At 39.9% G+C, this 22,732-nt stretch carries 34 protein-coding genes and 1 pseudogene; 22 read left to right on the forward strand and 13 right to left on the reverse strand.

Annotated elements, in window-relative coordinates:
- Window positions 1-69: 69 nt before the first annotated feature.
- The 12 genes and pseudogenes from dinB to ACMZ6Z_RS03325 all read right to left on the reverse strand — a co-directional run bounded on the left by dinB (window position 70) and on the right by ACMZ6Z_RS03325 (window position 13,327).
- Window positions 70-1,164: a DNA polymerase IV gene (gene dinB, locus ACMZ6Z_RS03270; RefSeq protein WP_416131206.1), complete on the reverse strand. Its 1,095-nt coding sequence runs from the start codon at window positions 1,162-1,164 to the stop codon at window positions 70-72.
- 54 nt (window positions 1,165-1,218) lie between these two features.
- Window positions 1,219-2,166 carry a serine hydrolase domain-containing protein gene (locus tag ACMZ6Z_RS03275; protein ID WP_416131207.1) on the reverse strand — a complete coding sequence of 316 codons (948 nt, stop codon included), beginning with the start codon at window positions 2,164-2,166 and terminating at the stop codon, window positions 1,219-1,221.
- Window positions 2,167-2,916: a CppA N-terminal domain-containing protein gene (locus tag ACMZ6Z_RS03280; RefSeq protein WP_416131208.1), complete on the reverse strand. Its 750-nt coding sequence runs from the start codon at window positions 2,914-2,916 to the stop codon at window positions 2,167-2,169.
- Window positions 2,917-3,189: 273 nt separating this feature from the next.
- Complete coding sequence (locus ACMZ6Z_RS03285; protein ID WP_416131209.1) at window positions 3,190-4,125, reverse strand: ATP-binding cassette domain-containing protein; 936 nt, start codon at window positions 4,123-4,125, stop codon at window positions 3,190-3,192.
- A gap of 14 nt (window positions 4,126-4,139) precedes the next feature.
- Window positions 4,140-5,189 (reverse strand): ABC transporter ATP-binding protein, encoded by a 1,050-nt coding sequence (locus ACMZ6Z_RS03290; protein ID WP_416131211.1) that lies wholly within the window; start codon window positions 5,187-5,189, stop codon window positions 4,140-4,142.
- 8 nt (window positions 5,190-5,197) lie between these two features.
- Window positions 5,198-6,124, reverse strand: a complete 927-nt coding sequence (gene oppC / locus ACMZ6Z_RS03295; protein ID WP_416131212.1) for an oligopeptide ABC transporter permease OppC — start codon at window positions 6,122-6,124, stop codon at window positions 5,198-5,200.
- Window positions 6,124-7,623: an ABC transporter permease gene (locus ACMZ6Z_RS03300; protein WP_416131213.1), complete on the reverse strand. Its 1,500-nt coding sequence runs from the start codon at window positions 7,621-7,623 to the stop codon at window positions 6,124-6,126. Before ACMZ6Z_RS03300 ends, oppC begins: the two co-directional genes overlap by 1 nt.
- Window positions 7,624-7,692: 69 nt before the next feature.
- Window positions 7,693-9,666 (reverse strand): peptide ABC transporter substrate-binding protein, encoded by a 1,974-nt coding sequence (locus tag ACMZ6Z_RS03305; RefSeq protein WP_416131214.1) that lies wholly within the window; start codon window positions 9,664-9,666, stop codon window positions 7,693-7,695.
- Window positions 9,667-9,855: 189 nt separating this feature from the next.
- Window positions 9,856-10,422: pseudogene (locus ACMZ6Z_RS03310) on the reverse strand (LD-carboxypeptidase); the annotation flags it as partial.
- A 16-nt stretch (window positions 10,423-10,438) separates the two neighbouring features.
- Window positions 10,439-11,872 carry a recombinase family protein gene (locus ACMZ6Z_RS03315; protein WP_416131215.1) on the reverse strand — a complete coding sequence of 478 codons (1,434 nt, stop codon included), beginning with the start codon at window positions 11,870-11,872 and terminating at the stop codon, window positions 10,439-10,441.
- 145 nt (window positions 11,873-12,017) lie between these two features.
- Entirely contained in the window at window positions 12,018-12,548 is a 531-nt protein-coding gene (locus ACMZ6Z_RS03320) for a hypothetical protein (protein ID WP_416131216.1), read from the reverse strand.
- 17 nt (window positions 12,549-12,565) lie between these two features.
- On the reverse strand, window positions 12,566-13,327 hold the full coding sequence (locus ACMZ6Z_RS03325) for a helix-turn-helix domain-containing protein (RefSeq protein ID WP_043035840.1): 762 nt from the start codon (window positions 13,325-13,327) through the stop codon (window positions 12,566-12,568).
- A gap of 193 nt (window positions 13,328-13,520) precedes the next feature.
- Between ACMZ6Z_RS03325 and ACMZ6Z_RS03330 the strand changes: the two genes are divergently transcribed.
- From ACMZ6Z_RS03330 to ACMZ6Z_RS03340, 3 genes are read left to right on the forward strand one after another with little or no spacing between them, the layout of a single operon-like run.
- Complete coding sequence (locus tag ACMZ6Z_RS03330) at window positions 13,521-13,733, forward strand: helix-turn-helix domain-containing protein (protein WP_416131259.1); 213 nt, start codon at window positions 13,521-13,523, stop codon at window positions 13,731-13,733.
- A gap of 49 nt (window positions 13,734-13,782) precedes the next feature.
- Window positions 13,783-14,511, forward strand: coding sequence for a phage antirepressor KilAC domain-containing protein (locus tag ACMZ6Z_RS03335; RefSeq protein ID WP_416131217.1), 729 nt, complete (start codon window positions 13,783-13,785; stop codon window positions 14,509-14,511).
- A 12-nt stretch (window positions 14,512-14,523) separates the two neighbouring features.
- A complete protein-coding gene (locus ACMZ6Z_RS03340) occupies window positions 14,524-14,670 on the forward strand; it encodes a hypothetical protein (RefSeq protein WP_170239002.1) in 147 nt (48 codons plus the stop codon).
- On the opposite strand, the gene ACMZ6Z_RS03345 is transcribed toward ACMZ6Z_RS03340, so the two are convergent.
- Window positions 14,653-14,826, reverse strand: a complete 174-nt coding sequence (locus ACMZ6Z_RS03345; RefSeq protein WP_170239003.1) for a hypothetical protein — start codon at window positions 14,824-14,826, stop codon at window positions 14,653-14,655. The two genes, ACMZ6Z_RS03340 and ACMZ6Z_RS03345, sit on opposite strands and share 18 nt — an antisense overlap.
- Window positions 14,827-14,933: 107 nt before the next feature.
- Here ACMZ6Z_RS03345 and ACMZ6Z_RS03350 point away from each other — a divergent pair, with 107 nt between their 5' ends.
- The 19 genes from ACMZ6Z_RS03350 to ACMZ6Z_RS03440 all read left to right on the forward strand — a co-directional run bounded on the left by ACMZ6Z_RS03350 (window position 14,934) and on the right by ACMZ6Z_RS03440 (window position 22,633).
- On the forward strand, window positions 14,934-15,110 hold the full coding sequence (locus ACMZ6Z_RS03350; protein WP_394734573.1) for a BOW99_gp33 family protein: 177 nt from the start codon (window positions 14,934-14,936) through the stop codon (window positions 15,108-15,110).
- A 10-nt stretch (window positions 15,111-15,120) separates the two neighbouring features.
- Window positions 15,121-15,480, forward strand: coding sequence for an ArsR/SmtB family transcription factor (locus ACMZ6Z_RS03355; RefSeq protein WP_394734572.1), 360 nt, complete (start codon window positions 15,121-15,123; stop codon window positions 15,478-15,480).
- Between the two features lie 240 nt (window positions 15,481-15,720).
- The gene (locus ACMZ6Z_RS03360) at window positions 15,721-15,993 is read left to right on the forward strand and encodes a hypothetical protein (protein WP_416131218.1); all 273 of its coding nucleotides are present in this window, start codon (window positions 15,721-15,723) and stop codon (window positions 15,991-15,993) included.
- Window positions 15,993-16,253: a hypothetical protein gene (locus tag ACMZ6Z_RS03365; protein WP_416131219.1), complete on the forward strand. Its 261-nt coding sequence runs from the start codon at window positions 15,993-15,995 to the stop codon at window positions 16,251-16,253. The genes ACMZ6Z_RS03360 and ACMZ6Z_RS03365 overlap by 1 nt, the downstream gene beginning before the upstream one ends.
- A gap of 11 nt (window positions 16,254-16,264) precedes the next feature.
- A complete protein-coding gene (locus ACMZ6Z_RS03370) occupies window positions 16,265-16,393 on the forward strand; it encodes a hypothetical protein (protein ID WP_256773381.1) in 129 nt (42 codons plus the stop codon).
- A gap of 179 nt (window positions 16,394-16,572) precedes the next feature.
- Window positions 16,573-16,740 (forward strand): hypothetical protein, encoded by a 168-nt coding sequence (locus tag ACMZ6Z_RS03375; protein ID WP_161940623.1) that lies wholly within the window; start codon window positions 16,573-16,575, stop codon window positions 16,738-16,740.
- A 20-nt stretch (window positions 16,741-16,760) separates the two neighbouring features.
- Window positions 16,761-17,543, forward strand: coding sequence for a phage recombination protein Bet (gene bet, locus ACMZ6Z_RS03380; RefSeq protein ID WP_238708354.1), 783 nt, complete (start codon window positions 16,761-16,763; stop codon window positions 17,541-17,543).
- Window positions 17,544-17,552: 9 nt separating this feature from the next.
- Window positions 17,553-18,575 carry a DUF1351 domain-containing protein gene (locus ACMZ6Z_RS03385; RefSeq protein WP_416131220.1) on the forward strand — a complete coding sequence of 341 codons (1,023 nt, stop codon included), beginning with the start codon at window positions 17,553-17,555 and terminating at the stop codon, window positions 18,573-18,575.
- A complete protein-coding gene (locus ACMZ6Z_RS03390; protein WP_416131221.1) occupies window positions 18,565-18,894 on the forward strand; it encodes a hypothetical protein in 330 nt (109 codons plus the stop codon). Before ACMZ6Z_RS03385 ends, ACMZ6Z_RS03390 begins: the two co-directional genes overlap by 11 nt.
- Window positions 18,881-19,066, forward strand: coding sequence for a hypothetical protein (locus ACMZ6Z_RS03395; RefSeq protein WP_416131222.1), 186 nt, complete (start codon window positions 18,881-18,883; stop codon window positions 19,064-19,066). The genes ACMZ6Z_RS03390 and ACMZ6Z_RS03395 overlap by 14 nt, the downstream gene beginning before the upstream one ends.
- A gap of 222 nt (window positions 19,067-19,288) precedes the next feature.
- On the forward strand, window positions 19,289-19,780 hold the full coding sequence (gene ssb, locus ACMZ6Z_RS03400; protein ID WP_416131223.1) for a single-stranded DNA-binding protein: 492 nt from the start codon (window positions 19,289-19,291) through the stop codon (window positions 19,778-19,780).
- A 27-nt stretch (window positions 19,781-19,807) separates the two neighbouring features.
- Window positions 19,808-20,182, forward strand: coding sequence for a hypothetical protein (locus ACMZ6Z_RS03405; RefSeq protein WP_395382230.1), 375 nt, complete (start codon window positions 19,808-19,810; stop codon window positions 20,180-20,182).
- 13 nt (window positions 20,183-20,195) lie between these two features.
- On the forward strand, window positions 20,196-20,405 hold the full coding sequence (locus tag ACMZ6Z_RS03410; protein WP_336382907.1) for a hypothetical protein: 210 nt from the start codon (window positions 20,196-20,198) through the stop codon (window positions 20,403-20,405).
- Window positions 20,406-20,418: 13 nt separating this feature from the next.
- A complete protein-coding gene (locus ACMZ6Z_RS03415; protein WP_336382906.1) occupies window positions 20,419-20,763 on the forward strand; it encodes a hypothetical protein in 345 nt (114 codons plus the stop codon).
- Complete coding sequence (locus tag ACMZ6Z_RS03420; protein WP_043035853.1) at window positions 20,760-21,179, forward strand: RusA family crossover junction endodeoxyribonuclease; 420 nt, start codon at window positions 20,760-20,762, stop codon at window positions 21,177-21,179. Before ACMZ6Z_RS03415 ends, ACMZ6Z_RS03420 begins: the two co-directional genes overlap by 4 nt.
- Complete coding sequence (locus ACMZ6Z_RS03425; protein ID WP_416131224.1) at window positions 21,176-21,484, forward strand: DUF1372 family protein; 309 nt, start codon at window positions 21,176-21,178, stop codon at window positions 21,482-21,484. The genes ACMZ6Z_RS03420 and ACMZ6Z_RS03425 overlap by 4 nt, the downstream gene beginning before the upstream one ends.
- A gap of 1 nt (window position 21,485) precedes the next feature.
- Window positions 21,486-21,872: a hypothetical protein gene (locus ACMZ6Z_RS03430; protein ID WP_416131225.1), complete on the forward strand. Its 387-nt coding sequence runs from the start codon at window positions 21,486-21,488 to the stop codon at window positions 21,870-21,872.
- Window positions 21,869-22,120 (forward strand): hypothetical protein, encoded by a 252-nt coding sequence (locus tag ACMZ6Z_RS03435; protein WP_416131226.1) that lies wholly within the window; start codon window positions 21,869-21,871, stop codon window positions 22,118-22,120. The genes ACMZ6Z_RS03430 and ACMZ6Z_RS03435 overlap by 4 nt, the downstream gene beginning before the upstream one ends.
- A 78-nt stretch (window positions 22,121-22,198) precedes the next feature.
- Window positions 22,199-22,633, forward strand: coding sequence for a DUF1492 domain-containing protein (locus tag ACMZ6Z_RS03440; RefSeq protein WP_416131227.1), 435 nt, complete (start codon window positions 22,199-22,201; stop codon window positions 22,631-22,633).
- Window positions 22,634-22,732 lie beyond the last annotated feature (99 nt).

The raw sequence follows: 22,732 nt of genomic DNA on the forward strand, positions 1-22,732 counted from the left end.
TGTTAAATAACTCTTTTCTGCCTAACAAAATAACCACAGCTAGAAAAAGATCTCTAGCTATGGTTTTGTTTAAAATAAGGTCGCTTCTTGATTCACCTGATCCAATAACTGTGTCACGGTCACTCCCAACAGCCTAACACCAGATGAAGAGCCCTCTAAGGCGTCATAAAGAGCATGCACTTCTTGCTCAATACGCTCAAAGGATTGACTCGCCATCTCCAAGGTATGACGTTTGGTGATGGTCGTGAAATCAGAGTAACGAACCTTGATCACCACAACCTTTCCTAGTTTGCCGTGTTCACACAGCGTTTGAGCCACACGATAAGCATTTTTCGACAGTTCTGCCTTGATATCAGCCTCATGATAGAGGAGTTTGCCATAGGTTCGCTCACTCCCGATAGACTGACGGATCCGATTGGCTCTAACAGGCGAATCCGAAATCCCACGGGCTTTGCGATACAAGTCATAACCAAAACGTCCAAAATGATCGATTAAGGTCATCTCAGATAACCCCAGCAAATCCTTCCCCGTCTCGACACCCAGCTTATGCAACTTTTCAACCGTTTTTTGACCGACACCGTGAAATTTTGCGATGGGCAATCCTTCTAAGAAAGTTTGGGCATCCTTTGGTAAAATCACCGTTAAGCCAGCTGGCTTCTGAAAATCAGAGGCTAATTTTGCTAAAAACTTATTGTAAGACACGCCTGCTGAACAGGTTAGCTGTAATTCCTCCCAAATATCATGTTGAATCAACTTGGCAATCTTGACAGCAGAGGTTAGGGCTAGTTTATTGGTCGTCACATCAAGATAGGCTTCATCGATAGACATAGGCTCAACCAAATCGGTATAACGCTTAAAAATAGCTCGAATACTAAGTCCAACCTCTCGGTATTTCTCATAATGACCCGCAATAAAAATCGCTTGGGGACAACGTTCATAGGCTTCCTTAGAGCTCATAGCCGAGCGAATTCCAAATTGCCTCGCTTCGTAAGAGCAGGTGGATACCACTCCTCGTCCGCCAGTTTCCCTAGGATCCTTGGCAATCACCACGGGTTTGCCTTTTAAATCAGGGTTATCACGAACTTCTACGGCTGCAAAAAAAGCATCCATATCAATATGGATAATTTTACGGCTGGTGTCATTGATGAGTGGAAAAATCAGCATCTGCAATCCTTTCTAAAACGATATCATGAGACAAGCCGTAGGCAGTCAGAGCATTTAGCACTTGCTGAAGCTAGCCAGTCTTTGCTTGATGAGAGACATCAGTTTCCCACGATTGGCAATCCATTCAATACGCTGATCTTTTTCGTAAGTACGATTGGTTAAAAAGATAACCGCTTGCTGTTGCTGACGATTGGCCATGATAAAAGGACCTGTATAGCCCGTATGGTCAATCCAGTCTCCATCTAAGTGCCATCCTAAAGCACGCGTCTGATGACCAGGTGGGCTAAGATTTTCCCATAAACTTGCGGCAAACTCATCTTGCAAATAATGCTCTAAAAACGTTTTTAAGTCCTTGACTGTCGAAAAAAGACCAGCCGACCCAGCATGTTCCCCAAGAAGGCTAGCCTTGGGATCATGAACCCGTCCTCCTCTAATGCCCTTGATGGTCGGAACGGCTTGTTTTCTCGGTCCAAAACTGGTCTCGTGCATTTGCCAAGGCCTAAAAATACACTCCTTAAAAAGCTGGCTCAAGGATTTCTCTGCCATCTCCTCCAGCATAAATCCTAATAACAAAAAGTTAATATCCGTGTAACGAAAGGTTTTATCCGACGTTACACTAATATGATTGATCGCCACTTTCAGTTCTTTGGCGCTCAAACGATGGCGATTAGGAATAAAGGGATCAATCCCAGAATAATGTGTTAAAAGCTCACGAATACTCACCTGTTTCTCATGAAACCTCGGGTAGTGAGCCTGTAAGGAATCACCAAGCCCTAGCTTGCCCTCTGCAATCCAAAAGGCAAGGATGGTCGATACCCCCACAACTTTAGACACGCTGGCCAAATCATACACCAAACCTGGTGAGACAGGGCTTATACCATCAATCGTCCCCAGATAAAAGGTTTCCCACTGCCCGCCATGATAAATCGCTAGACTAGCACCGTGGTAATGCTTTTGGGCGATTTGTTGCGCTATTTTGTTCAGAATTTTTTCCATAGGCACTTACTTTGTAAACCAAATATCAATCTTACTCGGATCTGAAATGACCAGAACACGTGCCTTTTTATCCATATAAGGCAGCACATCCTTAGCTACTAAGGCATCGTATAAGGTCACCAAGTCATAGGTAGCTGGCACTTGAAATTCCAGAAATTCAAGATCCCATGTCAGCTGTGGTTCAATCGTCAGATCAGGTCCTGTTGCTGGCTCAAAACTCATTTGAAGAGGTAGTTGTCCATCAAAGATCTCCTCATAAAAAGCCTGATTAAGACTTGGATTTGGAACATTTAAAACCACTTCTTCTACATGAAAATCAGATAGGCCTTTAAAGTCCTGATCTATCGTCAGATCAACAGCATTTACTTCCTCCAAGTCTTCAATGGATTGCTCCGCATGAAGTAAAAAAGCATCTCCCTGTGGTGATATCGCTTCAAAGGCGTAGCCTTCTTTTCCCTTAAAGAGATAAGACGTCTCAACTCCCCTAGCCAAAAGCTGCCCGATCTCAAAAGCATCAGCCTTAATCACCAAGCAATTGAGTTTTTTACTGCCTTTAACAGCTCTTGTGCGATAGGCTGGTGATTCCTCTATCACTAGACGACTCTGTTTAGCATGATGTCCTGCTAAAAAAGCCAGAGCATTTTCTTCACTGATCACTTTCATGCCAAGATGTTTTTGTAAGAATGCCAAGTTTAAGTCTTTGTCTTCAACTCTTATCACAGGCGATTTGAAGGTCATATCTGAAAATAATGACATAGTGTCCTCCTCATTCTTATTTATTGTATGCGAAAATCATTTTTTTGACAAGAAATTATCGGTTTGTAGACTCCTAATACGCCACAAAAACGTCTCAAGGTGTGACAAGGACACATTGTTGTGAGATTGAAAGGTAGACCTAAAATTGAGACTAGGAAAAATCCTAGCCTCAATCTGATTAGTATGACAAATAAAGTACTGAGGAACACTCTCAGATACAAGCAACAAACCCCTTGGGTAAGTGGTTTGTTATCCCTTAATCAAGTTACTTGATTAAGGATGATGGGGATAGTTTTGCTTATAGTTAGAGATCTCGGTTGGACTTCCCCAAACGTAGTGACCTGGTGACATTTCAACCATGCTTGGTTTTTCTGTACGATAGTCATGCTGATCTGGGTCGTAAATCACCAATTCTTTTTGGCGTTCCAAGATAGGATCTGGGATAGGAACTGCTGATAATAATGATTTGGTATAAGGATGGATAGGATTGCGGAACAACTCTTCTGTCTCAGCCACCTCTACAATAACTCCCTTATAGATAACAGCAATACGATCTGAAATAAATCTAACAACTGATAAATCATGGGCAATAAAGAGATAGGTTAAACCAAATTCTTTTTGCAATTCTTTCAACAAGTTGAGAACCTGAGCACGTACTGAAACGTCCAAGGCAGAGATAGGCTCATCAGCAATAACAAAATCAGGACGCATCACCAAGGCTCTAGCAATACCAATACGCTGCCTTTGACCACCCGAAAACTCATGAGGATAGCGTGTCAAATGCTCGGGTAACAAGCCAACGTCACTAATCATTTTTCTGACTTTTTCCTTACGGTCTTCGTCATTTTCATAAAGGTTAAAGTTATAAAGCCCTTCTGAAATAATGTAGTCAACCGTTGCACGCTCATTAAGACTAGCAGCTGGATCTTGGAAAATCATCTGAATCTTACGAATAAGCTCTTTCTCTTTTTCACGCGATTTTTTCCCATTGATCTTTTCACCTTCAAATAAAATATCACCCGAACTGGTATCGTTTAAGCCAATAATGGCACGACCAATCGTCGTTTTACCTGAACCAGATTCACCAACTAGAGAAAAGGTTTCCCCCTTGTTAATGAAAAAGTTAGCATTTTTGACCGCGACAAATTTCTTTTTTCCTTCTCCGAAGGAGATTTCTAAATCTTTAATTTCAACTATTTTTTCAGACATTGTCTCCTCCAGTGTTAACGAAATTTTTCTGATATTTTTTCATGAAGATCCTGAATAGCTTCTGGTTTCTCAACTTTTGGAGCATCTGGATGGAGTAACCATGTTTTAGCCCAGTGTGTCTCTGTTAGTGAGAATTTTGGCGCATCTTCTTCAAAATCAATTTGCATAGCATAGCGTGATCTTGGTGCAAAAGCATCACCTTTGATAGGCTTGTACAAGGACGGTGGCGCTCCTGGAATGGAAAAGAGAACACCAGTATCATCAGCTAACTGCGGCAAACTTGACAGCAAGCTCCAGGTATAAGGGTGCTGAGGATTGTAAAAAATATCCTCAACAGTCCCATACTCCACAATATCACCTGCATACATCACGGCTACCTTGTCAGCAATACTAGCAACAACACCTAAGTCATGAGTGATGAAGATTGTTGTAAAGCCATATTCAGCCTGCAAGTCTTTTAGCAATTTGATGATTTGCGCTTGGATGGTCACATCCAAAGCCGTTGTCGGCTCATCACAAATCAAAATATCTGGTCGACAAGCCAAAGCAATGGCTATAACGATACGCTGACGCATTCCCCCAGAGTACTGAAATGGAAATTCTTTGAAGCGTTTTTCTGCCTCTGGAATACCAACACTCTCCATGTAGCCAATGGCTAATTCCTTAGCCTCTGCCTTGGATTTTTTCTGGTGCTTAATGATAACTTCTGTAATTTGACTACCGATCGATTTGATAGGGTCAAGAGAAGTCATCGGGTCTTGGAAAATAGTTGCAATCTTAGCTCCACGAATATCTGCCCAATCCTTATGGTCTTTTAAGCTAGACAGCTCCTTACCTCTATAAGAGATCGAACCATTAGCAATACGACCGTTACTCTCAAGCATCCCTGTAAAAGTCTTTGTTAGAACCGATTTCCCTGAGCCAGACTCACCAACCACAGCCAAAACTTCACCTTCAATCAAATCAAGTGAAACTCCTCGGATAGCTGTTAGCACGCTATCGCGCACATCAAATTCAACAACAACATCTTTTGCACTTAAAATAATATTATCTGTTTTTTTCATCTTATCCCCTATCTATGAGAACGCGGATCGCTGGCATCTGCAAGGTTTTGCCCTACGATATAAAGCGGTAAAGATACCATGATTAAGGTTGTTAATGGAATCCAGAAAAGATAAGCATTATCTGTTAAGTATGTCGAGTAGTTAGCAATCAATCGACCAAGACTAGGCTCTGAAATAGGCAAGCCCAAACCAAAGAAAGATAGGAATGCTTCAAATGAGATATACATCGGCAGCATTTGACTAACCAAGGTCATGATCACTGATACCAACTGGGGCAAGAGGTTTTTTAAGACTACCTTGGTCATCGGTGTCCCCAGTGTGCGACTCGCCAAGTTGTACTCTAAATCACGATAGCGTAACACCTGCACACGAATGCTATAAGCAATCCCTAGCCATCCTGTCACACAGAAGGCAAAAATAAGGTTCCAAAATCCTGCACCAATCGAGTAAGACAAGACAATCACAATCAATAAGAAGGGGATATTAGAAATAACGTTATACACTTCTAACATAATACGGTCAAAACTCTTTGACACCCCCCAAATACCACCAACCAAAACACCAATGACAGTGTTAATCAAGGTTGCAATGACAGAGATTAAGATGGAGTTTCTAGCACCATACCAGACACCATCAAATAAAGATTGTCCATTTTTATCTGTCCCAAACCAATACTCACCATTTGGCCAGATAAAACGTTTTGAGAAGTCATTGATGTTACTAACATCCTTAAAGTCATAGTTGGCAAAGATTGGATAAATAAAGCTCATCAAGATGATAGCAATCAAAATCACAAGCATTACCAGTGTGGATTTATTAGCTAAAAATTGACGAAAAACCGATTTCCAATACGAATAAGCCGGTGAATCAATCGCTTCAGCAGCTGAGGCATCTAATTCTACAAATGTAAATTTATTTTTATCGATTTGAGCCATTATTTACCTCCTTTTGAAGTCAAACGAATACGTGGGTCAAAAATCGTCATCAAGAGATCACCCAATAGTAGAGAAAAGACTGATACTACCGTGAAAATAAACACCAAACCAACAACCATTGAATTATTGGCAGCGCGTACAGAGTCAATCAGCATCTTACCCATACCTGGGAAGGCGAAGATGGTTTCTGTCAAGGTCGCACCAACGATTGTCATAGCGATAGAAGTTGGAATCCCATTTGAGATCGGCACCATCGCATTTTTAAACAAGTGTTTTTGTGAAATCTCTGCTTCTGAAAGACCTTTCGCACGAGCAAAGCGAACATAGTCACTAGCCTGTTGGTCAACCATATAACGACGGAACCATACCACAATACCAGGCACACTTAGAACCCCTAAAACCATTGATGGTAGGACATAAGACAGCGGACTAGATGCCCCCAAAATTGGGAAACTATCTGGTAAACCAATCATACTACCAAAAAAGCGAATGATATAAATGGTCGCCACACTCGGTAGGGCTAGCATGAAGGTCATTGTCCCTGTGGAAAGACGGTCAAACCAACTATCTTTATAACGAGACATTAGCATTCCTATCGGCAAGCCCACTAGATAAGCGATGATCACACCAATCACTCCAATGATAAAAGAGTTTTTCAACATTGATGGCTCACTATAATGGTTTTGAGTGGCTGTGTAAGCATCGTCTTTCCCAAACTGACGCTTGGTCTTTGTGTCTGCCTTAGATGGTGACAAGTAGGTTCTTGAGTAAATGTTTATCGCTGAACGACGTGTCTGACCATTTGGGAAAGCAACCTCATTTTGCAAGGTTTTCCCTTGTCCCTGGGTAATGATACGTGCCACAGGCTGATTCGCATAAGTCGGGTAAGAAGTCCCTAAATTCAACTTGACAATGTTTTGATGCACAAAAGGAAAACTGCCATTAAAATAGAGTAAATATTTATGACGCGTTCCAGACCCCACCAACGCTGGCCCAACAGATGGATCATTCTCAAAGCGCACATAACGCTCTAAGTTAGGATTTGAGGCATCCTTGACTTTCCAAGGATGATCAACATCAATCAATTTAGAGTAGAAATGCCAAACACGCTCAAAGATGGAAATGTCTCGTGTCGCGTAGAATTCCTGACTGTCTTTAAATTGCTGTAACTGCCAGTTGCCTTTTTTAGCCTCTAAAAAGGATTGATAAACCTTTTTATTAGCATCCGTCGGCTCTGTTGTGACCGTTTGATCCACTTTGGAAGCTTCGACTTGAAGCTCCTTAGTCGTCATGTAGTCAATGTAACCCATTCGTTCAAAAATCGTATTTTCATAATCTGATTTTTTGTCTGGAGTTGTAATCATTTTATTATAGTTGGGATCATTTTTAAAAATTAAACTCTTTGGTACCAAGGTGTAAACAATCGTATAAACCAAGGTTGTTACCAAAAAAATAGAAACTAATGATCGCAAAATACGCATTAAAATATATTTTTTCATTGTTTTCTCCAAAACTTGAAAGAACTTTCTCTTGTCTATAGAGAAAGCCCTTTTCTTGTTTACTAAGCTTTATTTTGCCACATGATCAGCTAATTCTTTAGTAGCTTTTTCATTTGATTTTTTGCTTTCAGATTTCCAGTTTTCCAAAGCTTTTTCGTACTCACTTGTTGTAAATGGCTTATCTTGAACTTTTTGGTGTTTATAAACGTAAGTTCCACCTTTGTTACCTACCCATGAGAACGGTGCTGTAAATGGCTGGATACGAGTAATTCCTGGAACACCACCTTGTGAGACTGTTGGGATCATAAGAGCACTGTCACTCAACAAAGCTTGTGCCTTAGCATACTCTGTATAGCGAGCATTGACATCGTCAGTAATCTCAGCTGCTTTATCAAGCTGTGCTTGATAGTCGTTCAATCCAACTTTATTGATTAAGTCTGTGTTTTTACTATCAATCCCTAGACGCATTGTTGATGCGGCACTTTCTGATGTAGAGAAGATGTCTAGGTATGATGATGGGTCTAGGTAGTCAGGAGACCAACCTGAGATAGCGATGTCATAGTCCATTTGGTCTGCTGACTCAGCTTTATAAGTAGCTGCTAGGTACTCTTCTTCAGATTTTTCATGGATATTGATCTGAACGTTTTCTTTACCAAGGTTAGACTCAATAGATTGTTTCAATGATTTAGCACGTTGTACCGCTAACTCATCTGTTTGAGCAACGACTGTGTCGATTTGGATAGGGTAAGAAACGTTTGAACCTAGAGCTGATTTTGCTTTTTCAAATTCAGCTTTGGCTTTTTCTGGGTTGTAAAGACCATTTTGAGCGTCTTTGAGGCTAACGTCTTTCCACTCATCACCAAGAGCGTCTAGGTCTGCTTTAACAACATCTCCGAAGTCTTTACCATCGATTTGAACAAATGCTGGTGGTACAAGCGTGTTACGCAAGGCTTTATCTTTAGCCTCTTCACCAGCTACTTGTGAATTCCACGACGCACGGTCAAAGGCAAAGGTTACAGCTTGACGGAAATCTTTGTTTTGAAGGGCTTCTTTAGTGTCTTCGAGTTGCTCAGCTGACTTCTCTGTTACCTTGCTAGCTGTACGGTTAACGTTGAAGAAGTACATGTAAGTTGAGGCATTTTGTTGACTGTAGTAGATGTTGTCACCAAACTCTTTAGAAGCTTTCTTGAAGCTTGGTTGGTTAGGGTAAAGACGAGCATAGCTATAAGAACCGTCTTTAAAGTTGTTAAAGAGTGAGTCAGGGTCTGATCCATCATAGTAAGTCAACTTAATGTCTGTGATGTGAACGTTGTCAGCATCCCAGTAGTTATCATTCTTAGTCATTTCAACGGATGACTTAGAAGTGATGGCACTCAACGTATAAGCTCCGTTATATAAAAGACTTGATGGATCTGTTGGTGAACCAAAGTCATCACCTTTTGAAGCTAAGAACTCTGCATTGACAGGGAAGAGAATGCTATAAGTTGTCTTAGAGTTCCAGAAACTTTCTGGTTTATTAAGGGTATATTCGACTGTTTTCTCATCAACAGCTTTGATACCGACATTGTTGAAGTCTGTTTCTTTGCCATCAACGTAGTCTTTCAAGCCTTTGATTGAGTCTTGAACAACATAGAGAGCATCTGATTTTTTATCAGCAGCATGCTTAAGACCTGTGATAAAGTCTTGTGCTGTTACTTTAGCATACTCTTCGCCATCGGCAGTATACCAAGCAGCATCGTCACGAAGTTTGTAGGTATACGTCAAACCATCTGCCGATACTGTCCAATCTTTAGCAAGAGATGGTACAAGATTACCGTATTGGTCGTTCTCTAAAAGACCATCTACAAAGTTGGTTGTTAAATCGCTGGTCTCCGCACGGTTTGCCAAGATATAGTCCAACGTTTCTGGATCACTAGCATAGATATAGTTATATGACATACTGTCAGCGTTTTTTGAAGCTGATTGGCTGCCACAAGCTGCTAAAACAGCTGTCGATACAAGTGCTACACCGGCTAAAGCCAATAATTTTGTTTTACTTGTCATAAAGTGTCTCCTCTATTGTGTTATTCTTTTTTCACAATCAATATCCCAAAATAATGATTTAAGGTATTATATCATAAATATTTCTTAAAAAAAAGAGTTTTTTGTCAGAAAATTCCACATATTACCACTTTTTTTGTTAAATGGCTAAAAATGACTGATTTTAAAAGGTTCTTTGATGAACTGGAGTAATCAGTTGTCTTGAGATTGCTCTCTGATATTTATAGTCAAATCATCTGCATCAACAGTGACGTGAGCGCCAATAGTAACGGTAAACAAGGGCTGAGTGTGCGCGAAATCAGTGTCATAAAGAACTGGGATTTCTTGCAAAACAGGGTGTTTATCAAGAATATACTGCAACAAGTCAGGAGTCATCTGACATTCCTTAGGAAAGCGCCCCAAGACAAGGGCCTGTGGGCTTGGATAAACCTGAAGAATGGCAGCTAGATGACGGTCAAAGTCAAGGTAGTCATCCTCTTCGGCCTCCTCTAGGAAAAGAACGTACTGTTCAGGCTGAGGAGCATAAGGCGTCCCTCTCAAGAGACTAAAAGTCGATAAATTGCCACCGATTAAAGTCCCGCTAGCTTTTCCTGCGTTGTAACATTTCCACTCTGTGGGCATAAAATGGCGGGGCTGGGTAGGATCGTACCAAGGATCGCTAGACCACTCAGGACTAGGCTCTAAGTCATAGCTTGTCTGCCCTAGAGCCTTTAGCCAAGCCCTTGACTGATACTCTTGTCCTTCTTTCATTTTAATGCTTGGTCTTAAAACAGGGTTAAAAGTTGAAAAAAATATCTATACCTTCTTTGGTCGCCTCAACCCTTGATATTACAAGCTCTACAGCCTGTTTTTGTGTGTCGTAGTCAGCGGTCAGTATGTCTGGGAATGCTAGAAATGTATCTATTTTTTTGCGTAATTCATCTTCTCTTGTTGTAGCTGACAAGAGTTTTATTTGTTCTTCCATAAACTCATTTTCGTTTAGTAGTGATTTTGATTGCTGTTTTAGATCATCAAGAGTGATAAGGTCATTCAAATATAGGTCGTTCAATTTGGATAGTTTTGAGGAGTTTTGCTTTATCTTTTTTTCATAGGTTGCTATTTTGTTATGCAGCTCATTGTCCTCAGCTGGTTTGATGTCTTTTAACTTTTCAGGATTTTGTTGTAACTTCGCCACCTCATTCAAGATGTACCCCTCCAGAACAGATTGTTTGAAACGTGGGTTTGTACACTCTCCTGTACCCCTAGACCGTGTGTTAGGGCAAAAGAACGAGATAGAACGTATGCCTGTAAGTTTGTTCTTCTTATCTTTCTCCGACTTTAGGTGTGCTCCACATAGACCACAGTAACAAATTTTAGAGCCGATATATTTTCTTTGAAATGGGGGAACCCATTCAGCGTTATGATATTTTGCCAGTCTCTTTTTTCGTTCAAGCTGAGCAAGTTCAAAAGTTTTTTTATCTATGATGGGTGTGTGTTTAGCTTGGTAAGTTTGCCCCATATATTTCATCATTCCACAATATACAGGGTTGTCAATGATGACTGTGACAGCGTGATGTTTCCATTCATGATTTTTGCCATGATAACTCATTGAGTTCAGTTTTTGCACAATTTTATTAACAGAGGCCCCTTTTAGAAACTCACTATATATCATTTCAACTATCGGAGCTTTAACCTCATCTAGCTCTAGGTCACCTGTTTCTTTGTTGTAATCGTAAGCAAAGGGAGGCATTCCCCAAGACATAGCTTTCCCAGCTTTCGCTCTACCGATTTTCCCCATCATCATTCTTTCTGCAATATTTGCCCTATCTAGTTCAGCGTATGCTGATAGCATACCAAAAACCATTTTTCCAACTGGGGTAGAGGCGTCAAAGTTCTCAGTAAAGCTGACCAACCTAATTCCATTTGGATTGAAAACATCTTCTACAAGCACAATATTCTCTTTTTGAGAGCGTCCAAGCCGTTTCAAGTCGTATATGAGTACAATGTCGAATAATTTTCGTTTAGCGTCTCTAGTGAGTCGTTCTATCTCTGGCCTGTGCATATTTTTTCCAGAAATCCCTGGATCAACGTACACATCATAAAGAGTCCATTCTTTCAATTTGCAGTAGTTTGTCAATAAGTCAACTTGTTCATCAAGTGAATAGCCATCATCTACCTGTCCTTGTGTGCTGACACGGACATAGATAGCTACTTTATTCCTATCCATCATAATAGTACCTCTTTCAAAATTTCCTAAAAAATGATAAAATGGGTACAAGAAAAGAGTTCAAAAGACACTATCTTTTGAAAATCTTTCTTGTAGCTAGCCTCACGCTCTGAGTCGCCAAACTTTGAGAGCGTGGGGCTTTTTTTATTTACTCAAAATCATACTCAAGCACGTTAGTCATGTGTGATTGAGCTACTTTATTTCCTGCCTGATCGTATGCAGTGATGAAATATGATTTGTCTTCTTCTGTTTCTAAGAACACAACCATATTGACAGCTCTGCTGACACTATTCAAGACCTCAGTTTTCTCTGTGTCCGATAGTGTTGAAAAATTATCATTCACAGTAGCGTTAATAGCTCCATTGTCTTTGAGTTTGATTTCATAGATGTAAGATGTCCACTCATATCCATCATGACCGTCCTGATTGAATTGTACTGACTCATTGAAAGAGTCGGTAATCTTGACATTCATTTCAGCTACATCATAGGCAACTTTTTCAGAGCTTTGTTCAGTTGTCTTAGTAGATGAGCTTTCAGATGTTGAACTCTGCTCAGTAGTGGTAGTCTGAGTAGTCACTTGAGGTGTTTCTGTCTTAGGTGCAAGACCTAGAGCTTGCAAAATAAACCCAAGAGCAGCAAGGGCTAAAAAGCCCACTCCAAACAATTTCAATTTTTTCATGATATTCTCCTTTTTGATTATGGTTTATAGATGTCTACGACTTCTCCAATAGTTCTGATGTCATCATCTTCTGTCAGATAGATTTCCTCATAGCTATTGTTTAGACTTTGTAGGTACCAAGCCCCACTATAGTCACGCTTTAACTTTTTGACAAAGTTTTTGCCGTTTACCTGGAAGATACCAATATCATTGATGTCCACCTGGCTTGTAACTTTGATAAAGAGTAGATCATTATCCTCTATCAATGGTTCCATGGAGTCGCCGGCCACTTTTGCGATCGTGTCATACTTTTCAGGAACGTCATTGGCACGCAGTCTGACCTCCATGTGCAGATTATCCTCTTGGAATGTACCACGGCCAGCAGCAACCAGCCCCTCAACGTAATCAGTGACATAGTCCTCGTTATCTTCTGATTGGAACTTATCAAAGATAGATGTTACTTTAGGGCTCTGTTGTTCTTCTAGTTGTCCTTTTGCAAAATCAAGAACTATACCTTGCCTATCATGCTCAAGTTTTTTATATATAGACAAGATTTCCAGATTGTCGTTTGTAGTATTAAGTTTTCCTTGTTGTGTAATTGCTAGACCCAGAAGATAATCAGATGTCACATTGAAAATCTCTGCTAATTTTTTTAGATCTTTTCCTTTTGGAAAATTTTCATTTTTTTCCCACTTTGAGACGGTGGTGTAGGTTTTCATTCCAAGTATTTCTGAAAGTTCAGTTTGGGTCATATTGCGGCCCTCTCTCAACTTTCTAACTCGGTCTCCTAGTTGTTCCATAGGATAACTCCTTTTTTACGATTTGATAAGTAAATTATATCAAAACCATGATTATAAATCAACTATATAAGAAAAAAGTTTTAATTAAAGTATGAAATACACAAATATTTCAAAAAAATAGAAAATAAATCATAAAAAATACTTGACATAAGATTTTTAATCATATAAAATGTAATCATCATCAAGAAAGGAGCTGCTCAAGATGGTTACGATTGCAGAATTAAGAGCTAAACATAACAAAATGTCACAGCGTGAGCTAGCAAAAGAAATCGGTGTTACTCAAACATCAATCAGTAACTGGGAAAAAGACCAGACAAAGATTGCAGGAGAGCACCTTATCAGCTTAGCCCTGTTTTTCAACATTTCTACTGATGACATTCTTGGTATTAAAAAGAAAGCTACCTAAAAATTTTAAGCTATATATGATTTATAATCATATCAAGAAAGGAGTCTTTATGAACGAACTCATCAACGTAACGCTAAATGACAAACATGAGCCTATTGTGTCAGGTCGGCAGTTGCACAAAGCACTTGGAGTAAATTCAAACTACACAACTTGGTTTGATCGTATGACAGACTATGGCTTTGTAGAAAATCAGGATTTTGTTTTGCTTTCCAATTTTGGAAACCAAACAGGACGGGGTGGACATAATAAAGTTGACCACATCATCAAGCTAGATATGGCCAAAGAAATTGCAATGATCCAGCGTACTGATAAGGGCAAACAGGTCAGAGCTTACTTTATCCAGATTGAGAAAGACTACAACAGCCCTGAGAAAATCATGGCAAGAGCCTTACTCATGGCAGATAAGAAAGTCCATCAGCTAGAGGCACAGATTGAGGCAGATCGTCCTAAAGTACTGTTTGCTGACGCTGTGAGCGCTAGTAAGTCATCTTGTCTGATTGGTGAACTGGCTAAAATTCTGAAACAGAATGGGATTGATATTGGTCAAAACAAACTCTTTCAGTGGTTACGAGATAACGGCTATTTAATCAGTCGTAGAGGTGACTCTTGGAATCAGCCTACACAGAAGAGTATGCAACTTGCTTTGTTTGAAATGAAAAAGACAGTTATCAATCATTCTGATGGTCACACGTCAACAAATACAACAACTAAGGTCACTGGCAAGGGTCAACAATATTTCATCAACAAATTTCTCAATCAGGAATACTTGCCAAGCTAGAAAGGAAAGACTATGAAAGAAGAAATTATCAACCTACAAAAAGAAACAGTTTCGTTTGCGCTGGAAACAATGAAATCCACAGACAAAAAAGACCCTGCGTCTGTTGCAGCAGTCGCAGAGCTTTTGAAAGTGGCACATTCTCTAATTTTCAGTCTTTAGAGCATTAAGAATGTGTTGAAACTGTTCGCCCACATACTCACCAAATTCTTGTTGATAAGTGTGGTCGTGATTACATTTTTGAGCATAGCTTTTATACAGTTCCTCATGAAGAGAAATGGTAATATCGACAGCTAGCTCGCCACGAGTTTTACTCATCAGCTTATCCTCCTTTCGTTGGGATAAGTCAATTATATCAAAAAAGCCCCTCTGGAACGGCAATTCCATTGAGGGACTAGCAAAATACTTTACGAGGTAATTATATCATGTCAAGAAAAAAAGAACAATGGACACCCAAGGTTACTAGCTTTCGCAAGGTAATTGTTGACGGTGAGGAGCAATGGGTAGAGTTTGATCCAGCAACTTATGTCATTCCAGCAGGTCATCCATATTATGACATCATTGTAGGAATGCGAAAGCATGAGCTACGGAAAGGAGCTTAGTTTATGAGATATGCAGTATATTATCAGGAACACTCACGAAAATTATACCTCTATCAATAATGCTTTTACACAAGACAAGCTACTTGAACCTGCCACAATCGGAATTTTGACAGTAATACTAACCAATAAGCCTGATTGGGTCGTATATCCTGAGGAGATTGCTAAAAGGCTTGGTGTTAGTAGAAGAACGATAAATAGGCACTTTCAAAAATTGGAAGAGGCTGGATACATGAGGACAGTAAAGTATAGTTTTGGTGGAAATAAAGGAGCAAGGACATTTAGATTTTTCTCTGATGTGCCCATAACTGACAGCTATTTTGATTATCTAAAGGACAATCTTGAGAAAGAGTTATCCACAAGCGAAGAATAACACCCATCTTTGCACAAGGCAAAAATTGCCCTGAACAAAATTGCCCTGAACAAAATTGCCCTGAACAAAATTGCCCTGAACAAAATTGCCCTCTAATAAATACTAACTATACAACAAGTACTAACTTACAACAATCTAAGCCTTACGGCACTAACTTAGTAATAAATACTAATTTACAAAAAACTAGTAGTAATAATAAATAAAGAAAGGGATAACTAAAGTTATCCACAGGTAAAAATCATGATTGACAAAGACAGAATTATCCGAGACCAACAGAAAAAGATTGAGCGTATTGAAAAACTCCAAAAAGAGCTACACGCTATCTCATTATTTGGACTGGTTACGCTAAAGGTTGTGGGTATCACAGATGAGAACGGTACGCTTGAGGTGGCAATGGACGCCATGCATAAACTTTCTCATGTTATCGAAGATGTGTTAGAGGGTATGGAGCCTAAGAAAGCTATCAAGGAGACAATGACATCATTTGAGAAAGATGACGAGGAGGAAGACTAATGCTAGAGAAATTGAAACGATATTTTGGACTAGATGAACTGTCAAAGGCTGAGCCAACTCAAACTGATAGTACTCTGATTGAGCTAAAAGCCCTCAAAGCTGAGAACCGCAGGCTTAAAGGACTCATTGACTCAAAAAATGCCATACTACAAGAGCTGTCTCAGGAAAATATGGCTATTGGCCGTGACCGTCAACAAATGGCTGACATCATTGCAAGGCAACAGCGACTGATTGACGCTTATGCAACTCTATCATCTTGAGGAGGTAGGGCATGGACGGTACTTACCCATGGTTTGATTATGACCGTGACTATCTACAACCTGAGGAACCAAGACAGGTACATGATCCTGATGAATGGGTATTCAGAGGCGGTCAATGGATTTATGTAGGAGATAACTAGCCTATTGAAAGAGAACGCTATGAAGACAATGCTTACTGGCGGAAACGTTACCTAGAGCTTTGTTACGAGCTAGGAGAGATTATCAATGAGCAACATGACAAGATAATCTCAATTACCAACGAAAACAGACGCTTAAAGCGTGAAAATTTTAACTTGAGAAAGACGAAGAGGAGAAAATCTTGAAGAAACGATTACATTTAAAAAAGTTTAAACAGCGTCTACAAGATGACATGATTGCTAATGTCTGGGATGGTAGTCATCAAGATAAAAGACGAATCATGAAGATGAACCATCTTCAAATGATTAAAGAATTACATGAAGAATGGCGAAACCAAACAGGTTATTAAGAAAAAACAAGGAGAAGAAAATGACTAACAATCAATTATCAACCCAACAAGCAAAGCGTGACATTGCTATTGATACTAGTGTTTGGACACCACAGGACATCAAAAGATTTTTTGACCCACAAAATTTACTATCTGAAAAACAAGTAGGACAAGCCTTGTCTCTCATCAAAGGACGAAATCTGAACCCTTTGGCTAATGAGGTCTATATTGTAGCTTACAAAAACAATAAGACAGGCGGTGTTGAGTTCAGTCTGATTGTCTCTAAAGAGGCATTCCTCAAGCGTGCTGCACAAAGCCCAAACTATGAGGGTTTTGAGGCTGGTGTTGTTGTTATAGATGAAAATGGTATCCAAACTGAACGGAAAGGCTCACTAATCTTACCAACAGATAAACTTGTTGGCGGTTGGGCTAGAGTGTATCGTAAAAATTTCAAGGTACCAGTTGAAATCTATCTATCACTTGCTGAGTATAACAAGGGGAAAAGCACCTGGAACTCAATGCCAGCAACAATGATCAGGAAGACAGCCTTAGTAAATGCTCTGCGTGAGGCATTCCCTGAGGATTTGGGAAATATGTACACGGAAGATGATGGCGGTGAAACTTTTGACCGTATCAAACAGGCGGAACCTGTTGAAAGCCGTGAGGATGTTATGGCACGCAAAATGGCACAGATTGAGCAATATAAGCAAGAACAGGCTCAAAAACAAACTGAAAAAGTGGACACAAGTTATCCAACTGATGATGTGATTGATCCTGATGATGAACCAGTACAAGGTGAGCTACTGGAAGATTTGGAGTATTAGGAGGGCAACATGCAAGAATTACAAGCAAAAGTAACACAGGCACAGGTTGAAATCATTGACCGTGAAAAGTTTGAGCAAGGTATAGCTGATGTAGTGGCTAAGTATGAAAATTACACGGTCACGGCTGCAACCATTAAGGATGACAAGCAAGTTTTAGCTGATCTACGCAAACTCAAAAAACAAATCTCTGATGAGCGTATCAAGATTAAGCGTGAGCTATCACAGTCAGCTGATGAGTTTGACAAGTATATCAAGGACACCAGCGAACCAATGGACAAAGTTATTAATAAGATTGCTGCTGATGTCAAGGCTTTTGAAGAACATCAAAAAGCTGTCCGTCTCGATACTGTCAAGAGCTACCTAGCTAACAAAGCGGCTGAATATATGCTGGACCCTAGACTCTTTGATGAAAAATCCTTGGAATACATTAAGGCCTCAGACTTTATGGCTGATGGCGTGACCCTGAAAAAAGTCACAATGAAATCTCTTGAAGATATGGTCACCTTTGAATACCAAAAACAACAAGAGCACGAAAAAGAAAAAGCTGCCATCTCTGGACAATGTGCTGAGTACGGCATGACTGATCAGCCGTACATCCGTATGTTGCAGTCAATGTCTTTGGCTGATGTAATGCAACAAATCATGTCAGACTATCTCTTTGAGCAAGAAAAGCAAAAAATGCGACAAGCTGAGGCTGAAAGAGAACAACTTTTGGCAGAGCAACAAGCCAAACAACAGGCACAGGCTCAGAAATCAACAGAGACCCCAAAAGTTGACCCAGAAACAGGCGAGATTTTGGACGGTGGGCAATTATCCCAAAATGAGCCTGACACATACAATATCAAGATGGGACTTACTGTATTCTTTAAGACAGTTGAAGAAAAAGATCGTTTCAAAGAAACTCTAGTAGCTGCTGGTTTTGAATATCAAAAAAATTATTGGGTTCCTGAGTTCGGTTGGATTGAGCCTCTCAAGCAGGAAGAGCTCAAAGATAATCTCAAAGTTAGGGTGGTGAAACGGCGTGGAAATTAGACATGTATCAGATAGCGTGGCTATCTATTCGGACGGCAAGAGGCTACAAGTTATTCATGACTTAGGTGATGAGTTCGTCCTTGATTTTGGGTATCAAACTGAGAATGTAGTCAATATTGACGAACTTAGTCCAGGTATTATTGGTAGAATTGTGCCAGTTTTCAAAGTCAGCGGTTTTTGCTCTAGGGACGGAGGGGGTATGCACAGCTTACGCTGGGCTATCCTCCAATTCCAAATATTTGAAAACTACATCAAGGACAATCAGGCTGATTTGCTTGAGTGGTATAAAAATCCAGGAGGGGAAGATGTTCAAAGTTAAGGTTAGATTTAATGATGGCTCATCACTTGACTACACCAGCAAAGACGAGGCAGAAGAAAACAAAATCAAGTACAGTTTGGATAACGATGTGCCGTTGGCAATCGTAGAAAGTAATAGAACAATAATGATTGTTCCTCAAAATATTATTTTTGTAGATGTAACCAAAGTATAAAAACAGCAAGAAACTGATACAAAAGGGATGGGTTTTCTAATCAAGTGTGCAAATTGTGGTGAGCTATCAACAATAAAGACAAAAGACGCTAACCAAAGTGTCTGTTACAAATGCAAAGGAGAATAATAGTGATTGAATTAGTAATATTAGCAGGTTGGACTTTCCTATGGTTATGCCTAGGGTTCCTACTGGGTGAACGCAATGCAGGAAAGGACAAGTCAGATGATTAACAATGTTGTACTGGTTGGAAGAATGACCAAGGACGCTGAACTTAGATACACGCCATCTAATGTAGCGGTAGCAACGTTCACTCTTGCTGTCAATCGCAACCGAAAAAATGAAAATGGTGAGCGTGAGGCTGATTTTATTAACTGTGTCATTTGGAGACAGGCAGCCGAAAACTTAGCAAACTGGGCTAAAAAAGGTGCTCTGATTGGGATTGTAGGTAGTATCCAAACTAGAAACTACGAAAATCAACAGGGTCAGCGTGTCTATGTGACTGAGGTTATTGCTAATCAGTTTCACATGCTAGAGAGCCGTGGTCAACAGAACCAGAGTGGTTCTTTCCAAAATGGAAATAACCCACAGGGTGGCACTTTCTATCCAGGAGGCTCTCCACAGTCTGAGTTTGCAGGAGGGTCATCAGGAGGTTATCAGTCTCCATTTGGCAACTCAAACCCCATGGACATCTCTGATGATGACCTGCCTTTCTAAACGATAATTTATAAAGGAGACAGACAAATGGCAACATCACAAACTTACTTTTATGTTTTTAGTCAAAATAATTCTGGTGGGTACTTTGTAACGGACGAAAATGTAGCGTCTGAGATCATCATTGAGGCTACAGAGGAAGTACTGGCTATGGCACGATTGGATGAAATCCTAAGCCAAAAACCAGAATATACAAACTTTTGCCCTTGTTGTGGCATGCGTTGGTATCCAGAATATAGCGACGTGTATCTCCGTTATTGGGTGAGTGATGAACAGTATGAAAAGTTTGAAGCAGAAAGAGACGGACATGAGGCTATGTTTTATCCTTTAGAGGGAGAGCATAGACTTATACCGTGGTTGAGGTATGGTATGTATAACTATCTGCCTAGTCCAAACTTTGAATGAGTATGAGGATAATATGGAGTGGGTAGACTGGGTAATGTATCAGCCTCAAACCAAAAGCGATATTATCACCAAGATTGAAAATGACGGATACACCTACCCTCGTTATGACAAGTCAAAAAATGGTGTGAAATTTGTAATGTGCCTGGAGTCAATCAAAAATGACTGTCAGGCAGTAGGGATCAGACTAAGTGAGGTTTATCCTCTACAAACAAAACTATTTTAACAGGAGAAACAGAATGACAGATAAAATCAATGCAAGTGATAGCTTTGAATTGGAGTTCTCACTCAAAGATAGGACAATCACAGTCCTTGGAAGTGGCAGGAGTAATTGGGATGTTAGTGTAGAGTATCAAAAAGACGATTTTGAGCCTACACTTGACCAAGATGGAGGCATGTTTGAGCCTAAGTACAGGTTAGTTATGATTGCCAAACCTAAAAAGGAAATTTTGCTAGACACACCATCAAAAGCAAGCTCACTGTCTAAAGACGCTGCTGAAATCAAGAAATTGTTTGACTTTATCAAGCTGAACAAAGAGAATTTCTTTGAAAAATTAGGTCTTAAAGGAGTCCTTGAGGAATGAAATTAGTCTTGAATATTGAACCTAAGCCACAATCACGGCCAAGGTTTGCTAGGCGTGGGAGTTTTACCACAACCTATGAAGACAAGGGCATGAAATCATGGAGAGAGCGTTGTAGGTTACTTATTGCCAATCTCTACATGGGGCAGCCTATTCTTGAGGGAGCACTGAGGGCAAAGGTAAGGTTTTTCATCAAGCCCCCTCAGTATATCTCCAAGGTCAAAAAGAACCAGCAAGCCCTTATAGATGAGACTATCCCAGTAGGTAAAAAGCCTGATGTGGACAACTACGAAAAGGCTCTGTATGACAGTATGTCTGGCATAGTCTTTAAGGATGACGGTCAGATTGCTTTGCATGATGTCGGTAAATTTTACAGCCTCAAGCCACGAATTGAGGTAGAAGTGGAGGTCATGGAATGAAAGACTATCAACCATTACTATTTTTTGGAACTTTATGGCTCATCATATTACTTGCGGCTATGTTGAAAATTAGAGAGCTAAGTCATGAAGTGGCTGAATTAAAAGCTAAAGAACCCATCATCATCTACACCGTCGATAATGCAGGCGGTGTGATGGTTGGGCAAATCACAGACAAGGAAATCATAGAGGGACGCTACACGGTAACTGCTCATGCCTACGGTAAGTTTCTAGTTACAAAGGAACAGTACGAGGCTATCAAAGTTGGTGACCCGATACCTGATTATTTGAAGAAGAGAGGAAGTTGAGATGAGAAATCTTTGGGAAGAAACTATAGAAGTTCTAAAAAAACACGGCAAAACTTTTGATGGCGTGAGGTTTATTCAAAGCAATGATTTCAAGATAACAAAAGAAAACTTTGAAAAGGTGGCTAAAAAAACTAACTATGATAGTGGATATGGCTCTGCCAACGTAGCAACTGACTTAGTTGTAGTTGGCAAAAATTGGTGGTTGGAACGTGGAGAATATGATGGGGCTGAATGGTGGAACTACAAAGAAAGCCCTAAACAAGTCAATGAAGTTAGAGAAATCTCTCAACTTTCAGGAAGACTTTGGCCGACATTAGAAGAATTGAATAGTTTAAAAAATCCAATGCAAGAAAGGTTGGAAGAACTGAGAAAAGGAGCACTGAAATGAAACCTAGAAAATATCCGTACTCAGGAAGGCTGAGACTAACCAGGAAAGAAATGCCACGGTTTGTAAAACTTGGCTCGATTGCGTTATGTAAAAAAATGATAGATAGTATTGAGGGCATTCGTAGCGAGAACAGCTATGTTACTGTATTAATTCTCAAAATACCCAAACCATTTTTATCCTATGAGGAAAAAACAATTAAGGTACGTTTGCCGTTCGATGAAGTCGTAAGCATTTTGAATCAATACTAAACAAAAAAGTCAAAGCACTCTCTGCCCTGACTGTGGTAAATAACTCACATACATTATACCACAAAAAGGAGACATAGAGTGAACAAGGCTAAAGAGTTACTTGATGAACTACAAAATTTGGATGAAGAGATACAGAATCGAATTGATGAGCTTGCTAATCTTGAAGCTAGTTTGCTTTCTAGTCCTAAAATGAACGTGAATAAGGTTCAAGGTGGTCAGAAGATTCAATTAGATGAACGTTACATTGATATTTTTAGCATGCAAGATTCCTTAAAAGAGTATATGAAGGATGCTACTGAAGAAGCTATCAGACGCAGGATTGAATTGAGTAGGCTGATTGATAAAATGCCTAAACCTGCAAGTCGAACAATTCTAAGGATGGTGTATGTTCAGAAAGCAAGCGTATATGATATGATTGAGTTTTTACAATGCAGCAAGACTACTTTCTACAAAAAGAAGAAAGATGCAATCCGTGAACTAGGTGCTGTAATTGACAAAAGTGAACTAAAGTGAACTAGTCTGTAGCGCACTGGTCAAACAATCGTGCTATTATAGTATCATCAAGAAATAAGGGTAAGGCACCTATGAAGTGTCTGCCCTTTTCTTTTTTCA

Origin of the sequence: Streptococcus pluranimalium (genome assembly GCF_047785705.1) — a bacterium.
Classification (GTDB): domain Bacteria; phylum Bacillota; class Bacilli; order Lactobacillales; family Streptococcaceae; genus Streptococcus; species Streptococcus pluranimalium_A.